This is a genomic window from candidate division KSB1 bacterium, assembly GCA_034506395.1.
GTDB lineage: Bacteria > Zhuqueibacterota > Zhuqueibacteria > Thermofontimicrobiales > Thermofontimicrobiaceae > Thermofontimicrobium.
Map to the genome: position 1 here is coordinate 1 of JAPDPQ010000046.1, position 14,761 is coordinate 14,761.

Sequence of the window (14,761 nt, forward strand, 5' to 3'; positions counted from 1 at the left end):
TTCTTTGAGAATATCAAGTAGATCGAGAACTTTTGAAATTCCTATTACTGTTTGGTCGGCATTGTGCTTATGATGAGGAGCGTTGGGTAATTCTGGGTGATGCGGAGCATTATCCCAGCGACATTTGAGCTTCCCTTCCATGTCTTGCCAATGAAAACTATACTTTGATAGATTAAGTCCAGATTCTGTAACGATCACATATTCAAACAACTCAGCCAGACTTCCATCAACAAAGGTGACTTTAAGGCGAATTTTACCATCAGTCGGGGCGATTTCTCTTCTGATTATTTTATAATCGGCAACCACGGAACTTAGTAGCAACCAATCTTCGATTGAGTCAAAGTGGGCCACAATTATTGGATTCATTGAGCGCCAGAATCCTCCAAGAGCTCTAATTCTTTATCAATATTGGCGAGCATTTCTATGGTGGCAGCCCACTCGATAAAGTCCATAGCATCACCTAATTCACCAGCCTGAAAACGCTGATAAAAGGTATTTGATTTCATGTTATAATGCTTTTCAAACTCGAGCAATTCATTCGACAAATGCGTTTTTAACTCAAACAAGCGATTAAATTCACGAGAGAGTAGCTTGCTTAGGGTTGTTTCGATGACTGGATCGATAGTCGAGTTAGTTGAAGCAAGATATTTTTCTAATCGTTTGACTTTGTCTAATGTAGATACCATAATTTTCAAATCCTGATTTTAATGTAATCTAAAAGCAGAAAAATCTCAGAATTTCCAAAATTCTTATCTAATATACATAAGGCAATTCAAAATGTCAATAATAAATTTTCAAAGCTTGAATGAGGCTCCCAATTGTTCAACTACTTCTTATGGTTCTTTTCAAAAATTCTATCTCATCGTAACATGCCTGTAACATTACCTTCCTATCTTTTATCTGAATGAAAAAGAGACTGTAATTTTTGTTTTTCGAACCCCGTGGGATATAAAAGCAATGGCCATGATGGCGGAAAGAATTTCTCAAAAAACCATGCCTATTCTCAATGAACCGAAAGCTGAGCCTCAAACCAAAGTGGCTTCTAAGGTGCTCTGGCGCCGTTTCAAAGAACAAGCGATCCATTATTTCTTCTTTATGAACGGGTTGATTGCCGTCATCATTCTGGTCGGGATTTTCTCATTGCTTTTCACCCAGGGATTTCCCGCCTTGAAAGCGGTCGGCCTGGGCGATTTTTTTCTGAGTGACCATTGGGATCCCACTTCTCCTGAGAAAGAATCTTATGGCATCCTGGCGATGGTGGTCAGTACCCTGATGGTTACTTTCGGGGCGCTAGTCATCGCTGTACCTGTTGGCATTGCCTGTGCCGCTTACCTGGCGGATGTGGCCAGCCCTAGAGTGCGAGAGATCGTCAAACCCGTGATCGAAATTCTGGCGGGCATCCCTTCGGTGGTAGTGGGATTCTTAGGGATCGTGGTCACTGGGCCGTTCATCGCCAAAGTTTTCGGAACGGCCAACGGCCTGAATGCCGTCAACGGCTCGATCCTTCTAGCGGTTATGGCTTTGCCGACCATTATTAGCATCTCTGAAGACGCCATTGTGGCTGTGCCCCAGGAGTTCAAGTCGGCCTCGCTGGCATTGGGCGCAAATAAGTGGCAAACGCTGACCCGAGTGACCTTGCCTGCGGCGATGTCAGGAATTATTGCAGCAGTAATGTTGGGCATGGGACGAGCCATCGGCGAAACCATGACCGTGCTGATGGCGTGTGGCAATGCCCCTGCCTTGCCGCATTCCTTTCTCGATCCCGTTCGAACCATGACCGCCACCATCGCTATTGAGCTGGGTGAAACGGTTCAAGGCAGCTTGCATTATCAATCCCTGTTCGTCATTGGCTTCGTGCTCTTCCTCATGACCTTTTTGGTCAATCTCGTGTCTGATCTGGTGCTTCACAAATATCAACGGGTGGCAAGATGAAATTAAAGCGAAACATCAGCCAATTTGTCGGCTTTACGATTCTCAGGCTGGCAGCGGTGTTTGTCATCCTGGTGCTAGTGTTCATCATATATGATATTGCCTCCAAAGGGGCCAAAGTGATTAGCTGGGAATTCATCACTCAGAAGCCCACCAAAGGGATGACGGCGGGCGGCATCTGGCCTGCCATTGTCGGCACGTTCTGGGTCAGCCTGGTCACGATTATCTTTGCCGTGCCCACAGGCATGTTCACTGCCATTTATTTGAATGAATACGCCACCCAGGGCAAAATCATTCGGATTATCCGCCTGGCCATCCGCAACCTTTCGGGTGTTCCCTCGATTGTCTATGGCCTATTTGGCTTTGCATTATTTGTCTTAATGATGAATCTGGGCTTGTCGGTTCTTTCGGCAGGACTGACGCTGGGCTTGCTCACGTTGCCCTGGACCATCACCGCCAGCGAGGAGGCGTTGAAAACTGTGCCCATGTCTTATCGGGAAGGGGCGCTGGCATTAGGGGCGACCAAGTGGCAGACCATCCGCACCAATGTGTTGCCCTACGCTATTCCAGGAATGCTGACAGGGACGATCCTCGGCCTGGCTCGAGCAGCGGGCGAGACCGCTCCGATTCTGTTCACGGGCGCAGCGTTCTTCTGGCCAGCTTTGCCTTCGTTTCCAAAGGTGCTGGTGTCACAGTTCATGGCTTTGCCCTATCATCTGTTCATCATGTCCACCCAGCACCATGAAATCGCCAAAGTGCGCCCCATTGCGTATGGCACGGCGCTGGTGCTAATCGTGCTCGTGCTGGCTATGAACATCCTTGCGGTGGTGATTCGCTATCGGTTTAGAAAGAAATATAAAAGAGCGTGACGATTGCGGATTTTAGATTCCGGAATTCGGAATTTAAAAGCTTTCAAAGCGAATCAAGTAAAAGCAAATTCTGTGGTCGTCTAATTTTTTGGTCTCAGAACTGAAAGGTCTCAGAAAAAATCGAAAGGTTTCTGTGTCCTTTCAATTCTGAGACCAAAAGTTTTTTATTGCAATTCAGTGGGATAGCATTTCTTTGGGAGTCAATTTTTTTCTAACTTGAATAATAGAATTTCTACGGACGATTTCATTCTGCCTAGTCAGATTCTTAAAATTCATTGGTAGAGACGTTGTCATTTCGAGCGAAGCGAGAAATCTGTATATTAAACCAATCAAACTTCAAACAAAAAGATTCCTCACTCCGCTTCGCTTCGTTCGGAATGACACAACTCGCTTGAATCTGACCAAGTAGAGTCCAAATTTTGAAGATGGGAATTTACAATTTTTCAGTGGTTGTTCCATTTTTGTGGCATAAAAATTTTTGACTGGATCAAAGATGTCAGACATCAAAATCTACACTCGAAATTTTAACTTTTACTACGGCGCCACGAAAGCCCTGTCCAACATCAATATCGATATCGAAAAAAACAAGGTGACGGCATTGATTGGGCCTTCGGGCTGCGGCAAATCGACTTTCCTGCGATCGTTGAATCGGATGAATGACATCATCGTCGGCACTCGAGTAGAAGGGACGGTGGCCATCGATGGGATCAATATCTACGACCGCAGCGTCGATGTGGTGGAGTTGCGCCGTCGAGTGGGCATGGTGTTTCAGAAATCCAATCCTTTCCCCAAATCCATTTTCGATAATATTGCTTACGGATTGCGCATCAATGGCGAGCGAAATAAAAATGTGATTGCCGAACGAGTGGAGCAAAGCCTGATCGACGCTGCCCTGTGGGATGAGGTGAAAGATCGGCTGAACGATTCCGCCATGGACCTATCGGGCGGTCAACAGCAGCGGCTGTGCATTGCCCGAGCTCTGGCCGTCAAGCCCGAGGTGATTTTAATGGATGAACCTGCTTCGGCATTGGATCCCATCGCCACCACCAAAATCGAAGAGCTGATTTTCAAATTAAAAGAAAAATACACCATCGTTATCGTGACCCATAACATGCAGCAGGCAGCACGGGTGTCGGATTACACGGCGTTTTTCTACCTCGGCGAGCTGATCGAATTCGGAGAGACCGATCAGATTTTTACTCGGCCCAGATTGAAACGGACCGAGGATTATGTGACAGGACGGTTCGGATAATCATAGCCATTCTCTTATTTGCATTTGATAGCGTCCCCCACCGATGATAAAACAACCGCTGATACATCTGAAAGATATGATCTATTGCTATTTTATCATCTTTGGGAAAAATTCAAATTCATTTTTTCACATAAAATCATGAGGCAGTCGCTGACGGCTCGAACGATTTTTCGCAGTGGCTGTATCTAGATCTGAGTAAAATCAAAAGCGAAATTGTTATGCCTCCAAACCTGGGAGCAACTGGATGCAAAAACTCAAAGTTCTTTTTCTTTGCACAGGCAATTCTGCCCGCAGCCAGATGGCTGAGGCGCTGTTGCGAAAATATGCCAGCGATCATTTTGACGTTTATAGTGCTGGGCTCGAACCCAAAGGGATCAATCCTTTCACGATTCAAGTGATGCAAGAGTTGGGTCTTGATCTCAGCGGACAGCGTTCGAAGCATGTGCGAGAATATCTGGGCAAAGTCAATTTTAACTACCTGATCACCGTCTGCTCCGATGCCGAAAAGAATTGCCCGACCATCTTCCCTGGAGTAAGCCAGCGGCTGCATTGGTATTTTGAAGATCCTGCAGCATTTCAAGGATCGGATAATGAAAAATTGCAGCAATTCCGACGAATAAGAGATGAAATTGATGAACGAATCAAAACATGGCTCAAAGAATTGGCCATCGATGTCAATGAATAGCAAATTATAATTAGGACTTAAAAATGGAACGACATTTTCATGAACAACTGCAACAGTTGAAAGAAACCCTGCTCAAAATGGCAGTGGCGGTTGAGACTTCGATCGGCAAGGCCATCGATGCGCTGATCGAAAGGGATGATCGGCTGACGCAAGAGGTAATCGCCGCCGATGAACGCATCAATAATTTGGAGGTGATCATCGACGAACAATGCCTGAAATTGCTGGCTACGCAACAGCCCATGGCGATCGATTTGCGATTTATCACTTCGGCCTTGAAGATCAATAACGACCTGGAACGGATGGGCGATCACGCCGTGAACATCGCCGAGATCACCCAGTTGCTCAACCAGCAGGAACCGCTCAAGCCGCTGATCGACATCCCCCGCATGGCGCAACTGGCGCAGTCCATGGTGAAGGACAGCCTGGATAGCTTCATCAACGGCGATGTGGAAAAAGCTCGCTCGGTCTGCATTCGAGATGATGAGGTCGATAAATTGAACGACCAGCTTTTTCGGGAATTGTTGACCTATATGCTCAGCGATAACAAAACCATCACCCGAGCGCTCGATCTCATTCTGGTCAGCCGCAATCTGGAGCGCATCGCTGATCTGGCGACCAACATTGCCGAGGAGGTCTATTTTATCTACAAGGCCCAGATGATCAAGCACCACGTGGATACCAAAAATTGGGACGATATCCGATCTCGCACTTGAAAAGTCACACGCTTCCAAAGGCTATTGATCTTTAAAAGCGTTCAATTGCTTTTGATAACCAAACCGAGCATCAGTACCAGAACTGATGCTTTTTTATTGCAATGAAACTTTTTGATGGTTAAATCATTGAAACTAAAGCCAAATTTGGAGGCCAAATCATGAAATGGCTCATCATCATTTCGCTATTATTTTCGACAGTGGCAATATCACAACCCCAATATGTCACCACCATTCATCCATTCAAATCCATCCTGGAGGAGGTGGTCGGCGATAGAGGGCAGGTTCACGGCCTATTGCCGCCAGGCGCATCGCCGCATACCTATGAGTTGCGGCCGTCTGATGCGAGAATCATCGAATCGGCCCGAGCTATTTTTTATGGCGCTGAAAACCTGGATGCCTGGGTGCTCAAGTTTCCCAACGCCAATCAAGTTGAGCTTATCAAACTGATCGATCCCTCGGCACTGATCTATTTTGACGAACCAACGGATCAGCCTCGATCTGCTGGTCGGCATGACCACCAGACTGGATCGAAGCACGACCATTCTTCTGGCGTAGACCCGCATTTCTGGACCGATCCATTGACGGTGAAAAGTCTACTGCCAGGACTGGTTCAAAAACTCAGCGCTTTGGATCCATCTGGAACTGCTGTTTTTAAAAGTAACGCCGAGCGATTTTCACGCCAATTGGATAGCCTGCATCATCAATTGAAAGCGATGCTGGCGCCAATTGCGGGCAGCAAAGTGATGATTTCGCATCCATTTTATCAATATTTTTTCAAACGCTATGACATCCATCTGGTGGGCATTGTGGAGGCGATCCCTGGCAAAGAGCCCACGCCGAGACAGCTCAAGGGCTATATCGATCAGGTGCGGCAGCAACACGTGAGAGCCATTTTCGATCACATTCAATTGCCCGATCGAGCGGCCAAATTGGTGGCGGAGGCAGCGGGCGTCAAGATCTGCCAGCTCGATCCGCTGGGGGGAGTATCAGGCAGACAGGGCTACGATGAGCTGGTGCTTTATAACGCCAGGTTGATTCTGGAGGCGCTGCGATGAGCGAGTTTGCCGTAGAAGTGAAGGATTTGCTGGTGAAATTTGGTGACCATGTGGCGCTATCGGAACTGGCGCTCGAGGTGCCCAAAAATTCATTCGTCGCCATTGTCGGTCCCAATGGGGCGGGCAAATCGACTTTTTTGAAGGTACTGTTGGGATTGATCCAGCCCACGGCGGGCGAGGTGAAGATTTTCGGCAAATCCCCACGCCAGGTCGATCCCAATCTGATTGGTTATGTGCCCCAATTCAAGACCATGGATCGCAGCTTTCCCGCTGTATCAATTGAACTGGTTTATACAGGATTGAGTCGAAAGTGGCCATGGCGCTTAAGCAAAGATGCCAGGACCAGGGCCTGTCAGGCATTAAGTCAGGTGGGGGCTTCGCATCTGGCCAATCGTCCCATTGGCAAGCTATCTGGCGGTGAGTTACAGCGGGTTTGTTTGGCTCGCAGCATCGTTCGTCAGCCCGAGCTATTGATGCTGGATGAACCCGCCACAGGCATCGATGCGGTCGGCGAAGAGGATATGTATCGCATGCTGGAGGCGTATCAGAAGGAATCTGGCGCCACGGTGCTAATGATCACCCATGATTGGCATGCGGTGACGCACCATGCCGATTATGTTTTGTTGTTGAATCGCAGGCAGATCAGTTTCGGGCCACCGACCCAGGCCTTGCAGGAAGATTATCTGCGCATGGCCTATGGTCACATCGGCCACCAGCATGCGCTGAGATTTTTGATGAATTCCAACGGGAAAAGTTGATTAATGAAATATTCTTCTACCACAGAATTAGAACGCCACAGAAATTTTGGTCTCAGAACCGCCAGTTGGCGGTCTGCCCTTTGGCGGAATGAAAGGTCTCAGAAATAAAGAATTGGGAAAAATTCTGTGTCCTTTCAGTTCTGTGACCAAAAATATTTCAATTCTGTGGGACATCATTTCTATGGGAGGTGGATATTTCTCCCACAGAATTGGAATGCCACAGAAATGATTTTTTGTTTTGGTCTCAGAACCGCCAGTTGGCGGTCCGCCCTTTGGCGGAATGAAAGGTCTCAGAAATAAGAATTAAAAAAAATTTCTGTGTCCTTTCAGTTCTGTGACCAAAGAATTTTCTATTTCATTTCTGTGAGATAACATTTCTGTGGGAGCTAATTCTTTTCAACATAATTTTGAATGTTAACGGTCAGGATTGCCAATGTTCGAACTTCTTCAATTGCCTTTCATGCAGCGGGCACTCATGGCTGGAGTGCTGGTGGGATTTTTGGCCAGCTACTATGGCGTGTTCGTGGTGCAGCGTGGCTTGAGCTTTTTGGGCAGCGGATTGGCTCATGCAGCTTTTGGAGGCGTTGCTTTGGGCTTATTACTTGGTTCAGAACCGCTGTGGATTGCTGTGCCTTTTACCGTATTGGTGGCGATCGCAATTTTCTGGGTTCGTGACAAAACTGAATTAGGTAGCGATACTGCAGTTGGGATCTTTTTTGCTGTCTCCATGGCCCTTGGTGTCGTATTTATTTTCCTTAAAAAGGAATATACCACTGACGCTTTCACCTATCTGTTTGGATCAATTCTGGCAGTAACCAGAATTGATATTGAGATTACCGCTGGCGTAGTATTCATAACGTTGCTCACCTTCCCACTATGGCGTAGATGGGCTTATGCCTCATTTGACCGAGAGCTCGCAGAAACTGATCATCTCGCCGTTAAACGGGATGATTATTTTCTCTCTGTCCTTATTGCGATAACGGTTGTCGTAGCGATCAAAGTCGTTGGAATTGTTTTGATCGCAGCCTTTCTCGTTATCCCAGCAGCCACATCGCGACTTATCTCCCGAACGTTTCGTCGCATGACGTTGCTTTCGGTCATCATCGGCATGATCAGCGCATTTGCCGGTCTTTTACTATCATATTATCTTGATGTCCCCAGTGGTGCCACAATTATCCTGCTGCAAGCGATCCTATTTTTTTTCGCTATGATATTAAGATCAATTGTAATTTTCTAACCTTGCAGCAAAAATTCATTTTGGATATCCAACTTTGTTTTAGTATATTTAATCATGAAGCTCAACAAATCGGTAAATTGGGTGCTTCGCAAGACAATTGGTTTGATTCAGCCAGCAGAACCAATCAGCCTACTTGGAAAACGAATTGTGCCGACTTGACATGAAATGAAAAAGGGCAATGGTTTCGTATGCGAGAGCTGTTGGCTCAATATCCAGATGATTAAAAAATGCGATGAAGTGGGTTTGCCAGAGGATCCGTGCTTTTATCATCATAATTCAGAGGCGTGCAAGCTTTATTGGAGTAACAAGGAGTTAGTTGGTTAGAAATCATAAACAATTGAAGTCAGCACAAGATTATCTGTTTCACATTTTCCAGCATAAGGCATGGATCCGGTTGTTCGATGATGAGAGATATCGCTAAAAATTTGAAAGATGCAGCGTTGGTTTTTCAAAATCATGATACGCTTCTGCAAGGCAAACCAACTACGAATATTAGACGGTTATGCTTACGGATGCAGCGTCTTTTTGATTTTGATGCGTGAAAGTTGAAAAGCTGCCTCAAGTTGCAGGCATGACATTTGAATAGAGAATTCTATTACGTGGAAAAAGATGAGATTTATTATCACTCTGGAGGAGAGATGGAATTAGGTTTATCGGGAAAAATTGCCATTGTGTGTGGAGCGAGTCAAGGGTTAGGATATTCGGCTGCAAAGGAACTGTCCCAGGAAGGTTGCACCGTTCTGATCTGTTCCCGAGATAAACATCGTATCGAGTCCGCAGCCAAAAAGATCGAACAAGCATCTGGTAAGCCAGTCTATCCGTTCGTCGTGGATCTGAGGAATACAGAACAGATACGTCGGTTTGCAAATTACGCGATTGAGCAATTCCGCACGATTCATATTTTGGTGAATAATACGGGTGGTCCATCGTCGGGATTTTTCATGGATTTCACAGAAGCGGATTGGCAGGGGGCTTTCCAAAATACCCTGATGAGCGCAGTAACTCTAACGCGTCACATTCTGCCAGTGATGCAGCAAAATCAGTGGGGAAGAATCATCAATTTGCAATCGATTGTCGTCAAACAACCTATCGATGATCTCATTTTGTCAAACTCCATCCGCATGGCCGTGGTGGGATGGGCCAAGACGCTCGCCAATCAATATGCTCAGTACAACATCACCATTAATACAATTGCGACAGGGTATACGCTTACTGAACGTTTGTCCAATCTGGTCAATGCGATCGCTCAGAAAGAAAATAGCTCGGCAGAGCAGGTATTGGGTCGCATCACCGCTAAAATCCCAGCCAGGCGTTTGGCAAATCCCGAGGAAATTGCTGCCTTAGTGGCATTTTTGGCATCTGAAAGAGCAGCTTATATCACTGGAACGACGATACCAGTGGATGGAGGTGTGGTGCAAAGCATGTTGTAACCTGAAAGGGGAATGGTGGGATATCGGAATAAGGCGGAGCAAATCGCTAACTGGGATAACTCCCAAGTAGTCGACTTGGAGCTGCTTGGTTGAAATGAATAGATCAAGTATTATACCCTTATGAGGAAAACTAACCATGAAAACCATCATCGAACCTTTTCGAATCAAAATGGTCGAGCCAATCAAGATGACCACCCGAGCACAGCGTGAGGAAATTTTGCGCCAAGCTGGCTTTAATTTATTTTTAATTGATGCAGAGAATGTGATTATCGATTTGCTCACAGATAGCGGGACGGCCGCCATGAGCCATGACCAATGGGCTGGGATGATGCGAGGCGACGAGTCCTATGCTGGCGCCAAAAGTTTTCACCGTTTTTACGATAAAGTTCATGAGATCACCGGGTTTAAACACATTATTCCAACGCACCAAGGAAGGGCGGCCGAACGAATTTTGTTCGAACTCGTGGCTGGCCCTGGTAAATATATCCCTTCTAATACTCACTTCGATACCACTCGCGCTAATATCGAATATCATGCTGCCGTAGCTGTTGATCTCGTTATTGATGAAGGCAAAGACCCCCAATTGATCCACCCGTTCAAAGGAAATATCGATCTGGTTAGATTGGAAAATTTTATTAAAGCGAAGGGTGCGAAAAATATCCCGCTCGGCATGTTGACGGTCACAAACAATACAGGTGGGGGACAGCCAGTTTCCATGGAGAATATTCGCAAGACCAAAGAATTGTTATCGCGCTATGGGATTCCTCTTTTTTTGGATGCATGTCGCTTTGCGGAGAATGCATATTTTATCAAAAAACGTGAGCCAGGATATGCGAATAAATCTTGCAAGGAGATCGCTCAAGAAATGTTTTCGTATGCCGATGGCTGTACGATGAGTGCCAAAAAGGATGCACTGGTCAATATCGGTGGATTTTTGGCGATGAATGATGACGATCTCGCTATGCGAGCCAGAAATGTGCTGATTGTGACCGAAGGATTTCCCACTTACGGCGGTCTGGCTGGTCGTGATCTTGAGGCAATTGCCCAAGGATTGGATGAAGTGCTACAAGAGGATTATCTGCAGTATCGCATTCGCACGGCCGAGTACATGGGCGAGCATCTGGATTCCATCGGTGTTCCTTATGTGAAACCGCCAGGCGGTCATGCTATTTATTTGGATGCCAGGGCCTTTGCTCCCCATATTCCAGTTGAGCAGTTCCCAGGCCAGGCAGTTGCCTGCCAGCTATATTTGGAAGGCGGCATCCGTTCCTGCGAGATCGGGGGGATCATGTTTGGGAGAACGGATCCAGAGACAGGGGAATACATCCCACCAGCCATGGAACTGGTGCGACTGGCATTCCCACGACGGGTTTATACACAAAGCCATTTCGATTACGTCCTGGAGGTAATCGAATTGGTATATCAGCAACGTCACAAGTTACGGGGGTTCCGATTCACCTATCAAGCCCCATATTTGAGACATTTCACCGCCCGATTTGAGATGGTAGAGTAGCTGGTTTATCATGGCAAGCAAATTTTCATCGCCGATATACCATCATTTCAATTAGGAAGGGAGCTGTAAATTCGAATGTCTCGAGAAAGGGGAGAAAACTCATCTCAGGAATTATGGTTCGATCAAATTTTCTCGATCGCTATCGAATTTCTTCTTTCAGACGCGGTGCAAATGTTGCATAAAACGACTTATTGGCTAATTAAATCGAATATAGATCTTCGATCAACGCAAAATTTGTCTAATGTCACGCAATCTTGATTTTATCGTTTTGACGCTATCTCCCATGTACGGTTAGGAATTTTGTTAAAAATACTCCCGAAATCTATCGCCAAAGATTTAGAGGCTAATCTGAGATCCCATATTTTTAACAAATGAGAAGAAATGAATATCGCAAGTTCCAAGATAAATAGCTCAAGTCGAGGGGTAAGGAGTTAGATGAAAAAATAATTATGAAAATCAAAAAAGTAGTTGCTTTTTTGTTTTGAATATATTATATTGAAGCCGTTAATTCATGGTACACTGAAGTTTTGCTTTTCTGTTTGAGCGTATGGTTTCGAAAAGACATCCTTGGTGAAAAAGACGATTCGTGGCGAGCAGGCGGTCTATTTGTTCGACACGATTTTTTTTTGCCAGCGACAGATTGGCAAGAGTGGTGTACGCAACACCCATCAATTTTTTGTAAGGATTCATTCAATGGAAACAGGTACTGTAAAGTGGTTCAATGGCGCAAAAGGCTATGGCTTTATCACTCGCGAGAAAGGCGATGATGTCTTTGTTCATTACAAAGCGATCGTGGGCGAAGGTTACAGAACACTGCAAGAGGGCGAGCAAGTCCAATTCGATGTCGAACAGGGACCGAAAGGTTTGCAAGCAGCCAACGTCAGAAAAATCTAATTGACGACCACTTTAAACAAACCCTGGTCGATTTGGCCAGGGTTTTCTGTTTAGCTACACGATGATTCAAGGAGCGATTTATGAACCAAGCTCTCTCGCTATCGAAGAAAATCGGATTCTGGATAGTTGGTATTGGATTTTTATGGTTGCTGGCTGGGGCTCAAATTCATGGTCAGGCCCATGGTCCAGCAATGCCCGAACGTATTATCTTAAATTTAACCGATCGCCCAGCGACCAGTCAGGCGATTACTTGGCGGACGCAAGCCCCGATCGCGACGCCCCAGGTGCAATTCGTTCTCGCACGCTCCACACCCGATTTGGAGGGCGGAGCGAGGGTTTTCAAGGCGCGTACCGATACGCTTCACCACAGCGGTCAAATGATGTATTATCATTCTGTGAAATTGGACTCCCTGCAGCCCAATTCGCTCTACGCGTATCGCGTCGGCGATGGGACGGTATGGAGCGAATGGAATCAGTTTCGAACTGCAATGGGCAATGAAGGGCCATTTCAATTTGTGTACATCGGCGATCCCCAGAACGACATCCTTTCAATTTGTTCTCGCGTATTTCGCGCCGCCTACCAAAAGTCATCAGAGGCCCGATTCTGGCTATTACCAGGTGATCTCGTCAACGACGGCGGTAATGATGACGAATGGCACCAGTTTTTTGATGCGCTGGGTTGGATCTCTCGGACAACGCAATTGCTCATGCTGCCAGGAAATCATGAATATGTTAAGATCAAGCGCGATGGGGAAACCACCCGATCGCTGACCCCGCTATGGCGACCCCAATTCTCGCTTCCGAGCAATGGACCCGTCGGCCTCGAGGAGACGGTTTATTATTGCGATTGTCAAGGCGCTCGAATCATTGCATTGAATGGGAATGAAGGACTGGAGCTCCAAGCGGCATGGTTGGATGATGTATTGAAAAACAATCCTAACCGATGGACCATCGTTGCCATTCATCAACCCTTATATTCTGCGGCCAAGGGCCGAGACAATAAAAATCTCCAGGAATTGTTTTTGCCGTTGTTCGACAGATATGGTGTCGATCTGGTGTTGCAGGGGCATGATCATTGTTACAGCCGATCCTACAAGCTCCGAGCAGGAAAAATCGTCGATGATCAATCCCCTGGAACCGTGTACGTGGTATCGGTCAGTGGTCCGAAAATCTACGAATTGAATTTGCTCTATCGCTCCTTGATGGCTAAAATGGATGCTGGAAAGCAGTGGTACCAGATTATTTCGATTCATCATGATCAATTGAGCTTTGAGGCTTGGACAGCCGACGGTGAATTGTTCGACTCATTCGAGTTGAGAAAATAATCGTGACCGATTTTTGATAGCAAATTTCCGATTTATAGATTGCTTCAAAAAAAAGGATATTTGTTCGGCCCACAAGCTGGCCAAAATGAGCGAAAATCAAGATCAGGCGAACAGGAATATTATGGAATTTTCCCCATCTGTTTACGAGCATGCAGCTAGCCTTATTCAAAAATCTCCTTGGGAAACCTCCAGGGACAGCGAGCTTCTATTTCAGGCCCATCGAACCGCCTTTGAGCTATATCATCATTCACCCGTGATCGTTGGGATCGATATTTATAATCTGGAGCCAGAGGCTTATGGTGCAATTGTTCAGCAGCCGACGCTCAATGGTATTCCAGCGATCACCCATCCGATCTGCTCCTCGGCACGAGACATAATTGAACTACCATTATTTGAACCTAGTCGTGCTGGACGCATTCCGATGGTTCTGGATGTTGGATCGCGCTTAGCAAGTTCGCTTCCTGAAGCCGACGTGAGAATTCCTGTGAGCGGCCCTTTTTCCATCGCCAGCAATCTGGTCCAGTTTGAGGTGCTGCTGTTGGAAATTCTCACCATCCCAAATGTGGTGTTGGAAGCGCTCCATCATCTGGTGGCAGGCCAGGTGAATTTCTGCAAAGCGATTGTCGAAAAGGGATTGGACATCGCCTTTTTTGAATCAGCGGCCACGCCGCCCATTATTTCGCCGCAAATTTTTCGCGACATCTGCCTTCCACCCCTAAAATCCATTCTTCAGCAGGCCGAATTGATTGTTGGGCATCCTGTGCCATGCATCATTGGCGGCAACACTGCTCCAATTTTGGACGCGATCATAGAGACTCGTACAGGTTATGTGATCTGTCCTTCAGAGACCGACCAGGAGTTGTTCATGACGCAAATGGAACAATATCCCGAAGTGATGGTGCGGGTTAACATGAACCCTTCGATCCTTTCGGAGGGGGATTTGAATGCCGTATTAGTAGAGGCCGATCGGGTGATTGCTTTAGCAAAACGGCGCAAAAAGTCGTGTATTGGGACCGGGGTATTGCCTTACGAGACCGAGCCTGAAATCGTTCTAAAAGTGAAAGAATATATCGCTCAACACTGATCTAAAGTTGCTACTGA

General features: G+C 46.4%; 15 protein-coding genes. 13 read left to right on the top strand and 2 right to left on the bottom strand.

Annotation, left to right across the window (positions count from 1 at the left end; all coding sequences use genetic code 11):
• A partial coding sequence (locus tag ONB37_18750) for a DUF6516 family protein (GenBank protein MDZ7402201.1) occupies positions 1 to 366 on the bottom strand: 366 nt, incomplete at its 3' end.
• Positions 363 to 686 carry a hypothetical protein gene (locus ONB37_18755; protein ID MDZ7402202.1) on the bottom strand — a complete coding sequence of 108 codons (324 nt, stop codon included), beginning with the start codon at positions 684 to 686 and terminating at the stop codon, positions 363 to 365. The genes ONB37_18755 and ONB37_18750, both read right to left, overlap by 4 nt.
• Positions 687 to 963: 277 nt before the next feature.
• On the opposite strand from ONB37_18755, the gene pstC reads away from it, so the two are divergent.
• The 13 genes from pstC to ONB37_18820 all read left to right on the top strand — a co-directional run bounded on the left by pstC (position 964) and on the right by ONB37_18820 (position 14,744).
• Entirely contained in the window at positions 964 to 1,932 is a 969-nt protein-coding gene (pstC, locus tag ONB37_18760) for a phosphate ABC transporter permease subunit PstC (GenBank protein ID MDZ7402203.1), read from the top strand.
• Entirely contained in the window at positions 1,929 to 2,798 is an 870-nt protein-coding gene (gene pstA / locus ONB37_18765; GenBank protein ID MDZ7402204.1) for a phosphate ABC transporter permease PstA, read from the top strand. The genes pstC and pstA overlap by 4 nt, the downstream gene beginning before the upstream one ends.
• A 493-nt stretch (positions 2,799 to 3,291) precedes the next feature.
• Positions 3,292 to 4,050 (top strand): phosphate ABC transporter ATP-binding protein PstB, encoded by a 759-nt coding sequence (pstB, locus tag ONB37_18770; protein MDZ7402205.1) that lies wholly within the window; start codon positions 3,292 to 3,294, stop codon positions 4,048 to 4,050.
• A 244-nt stretch (positions 4,051 to 4,294) separates the two neighbouring features.
• A complete protein-coding gene (locus ONB37_18775) occupies positions 4,295 to 4,735 on the top strand; it encodes an arsenate reductase ArsC (GenBank protein ID MDZ7402206.1) in 441 nt (146 codons plus the stop codon).
• A 23-nt stretch (positions 4,736 to 4,758) separates the two neighbouring features.
• A complete protein-coding gene (phoU, locus tag ONB37_18780) occupies positions 4,759 to 5,448 on the top strand; it encodes a phosphate signaling complex protein PhoU (GenBank protein ID MDZ7402207.1) in 690 nt (229 codons plus the stop codon).
• A gap of 158 nt (positions 5,449 to 5,606) precedes the next feature.
• Positions 5,607 to 6,503: a metal ABC transporter substrate-binding protein gene (locus tag ONB37_18785; protein MDZ7402208.1), complete on the top strand. Its 897-nt coding sequence runs from the start codon at positions 5,607 to 5,609 to the stop codon at positions 6,501 to 6,503.
• On the top strand, positions 6,500 to 7,261 hold the full coding sequence (locus ONB37_18790; protein MDZ7402209.1) for a metal ABC transporter ATP-binding protein: 762 nt from the start codon (positions 6,500 to 6,502) through the stop codon (positions 7,259 to 7,261). Before ONB37_18785 ends, ONB37_18790 begins: the two co-directional genes overlap by 4 nt.
• Positions 7,262 to 7,694: 433 nt before the next feature.
• Complete coding sequence (locus tag ONB37_18795) at positions 7,695 to 8,498, top strand: metal ABC transporter permease (GenBank protein ID MDZ7402210.1); 804 nt, start codon at positions 7,695 to 7,697, stop codon at positions 8,496 to 8,498.
• Positions 8,499 to 9,136: 638 nt separating this feature from the next.
• Entirely contained in the window at positions 9,137 to 9,928 is a 792-nt protein-coding gene (locus ONB37_18800; GenBank protein ID MDZ7402211.1) for an SDR family oxidoreductase, read from the top strand.
• Positions 9,929 to 10,064: 136 nt separating this feature from the next.
• Positions 10,065 to 11,441: a tryptophanase gene (locus ONB37_18805; protein MDZ7402212.1), complete on the top strand. Its 1,377-nt coding sequence runs from the start codon at positions 10,065 to 10,067 to the stop codon at positions 11,439 to 11,441.
• A 693-nt stretch (positions 11,442 to 12,134) separates the two neighbouring features.
• Positions 12,135 to 12,335, top strand: coding sequence for a cold shock domain-containing protein (locus tag ONB37_18810; GenBank protein ID MDZ7402213.1), 201 nt, complete (start codon positions 12,135 to 12,137; stop codon positions 12,333 to 12,335).
• Positions 12,336 to 12,415: 80 nt separating this feature from the next.
• Positions 12,416 to 13,660 (top strand): metallophosphoesterase family protein, encoded by a 1,245-nt coding sequence (locus tag ONB37_18815; GenBank protein MDZ7402214.1) that lies wholly within the window; start codon positions 12,416 to 12,418, stop codon positions 13,658 to 13,660.
• A gap of 85 nt (positions 13,661 to 13,745) precedes the next feature.
• Positions 13,746 to 14,744: a hypothetical protein gene (locus ONB37_18820; GenBank protein ID MDZ7402215.1), complete on the top strand. Its 999-nt coding sequence runs from the start codon at positions 13,746 to 13,748 to the stop codon at positions 14,742 to 14,744.
• Positions 14,745 to 14,761: the final 17 nt, after the last annotated feature.

Excerpts from the sequence above, each read along its gene's own strand:
- ONB37_18755 (MDZ7402202.1), bottom strand. The coding sequence starts at position 686 with ATGGTATCTACATTAGACAAAGTCAAACGATTAGAAAAATATCTTGCT.
- pstC (MDZ7402203.1), top strand. The coding sequence starts at position 964 with ATGATGGCGGAAAGAATTTCTCAAAAAACCATGCCTATTCTCAATGAA.
- pstA (MDZ7402204.1), top strand. The coding sequence starts at position 1,929 with ATGAAATTAAAGCGAAACATCAGCCAATTTGTCGGCTTTACGATTCTC.
- pstB (MDZ7402205.1), top strand. The coding sequence starts at position 3,292 with ATGTCAGACATCAAAATCTACACTCGAAATTTTAACTTTTACTACGGC.
- ONB37_18775 (MDZ7402206.1), top strand. The coding sequence starts at position 4,295 with ATGCAAAAACTCAAAGTTCTTTTTCTTTGCACAGGCAATTCTGCCCGC.
- phoU (MDZ7402207.1), top strand. The coding sequence starts at position 4,759 with ATGGAACGACATTTTCATGAACAACTGCAACAGTTGAAAGAAACCCTG.
- ONB37_18785 (MDZ7402208.1), top strand. The coding sequence starts at position 5,607 with ATGAAATGGCTCATCATCATTTCGCTATTATTTTCGACAGTGGCAATA.
- ONB37_18790 (MDZ7402209.1), top strand. The coding sequence starts at position 6,500 with ATGAGCGAGTTTGCCGTAGAAGTGAAGGATTTGCTGGTGAAATTTGGT.
- ONB37_18795 (MDZ7402210.1), top strand. The coding sequence starts at position 7,695 with ATGTTCGAACTTCTTCAATTGCCTTTCATGCAGCGGGCACTCATGGCT.
- ONB37_18800 (MDZ7402211.1), top strand. The coding sequence starts at position 9,137 with ATGGAATTAGGTTTATCGGGAAAAATTGCCATTGTGTGTGGAGCGAGT.
- ONB37_18805 (MDZ7402212.1), top strand. The coding sequence starts at position 10,065 with ATGAAAACCATCATCGAACCTTTTCGAATCAAAATGGTCGAGCCAATC.
- ONB37_18810 (MDZ7402213.1), top strand. The coding sequence starts at position 12,135 with ATGGAAACAGGTACTGTAAAGTGGTTCAATGGCGCAAAAGGCTATGGC.
- ONB37_18815 (MDZ7402214.1), top strand. The coding sequence starts at position 12,416 with ATGAACCAAGCTCTCTCGCTATCGAAGAAAATCGGATTCTGGATAGTT.
- ONB37_18820 (MDZ7402215.1), top strand. The coding sequence starts at position 13,746 with ATGAGCGAAAATCAAGATCAGGCGAACAGGAATATTATGGAATTTTCC.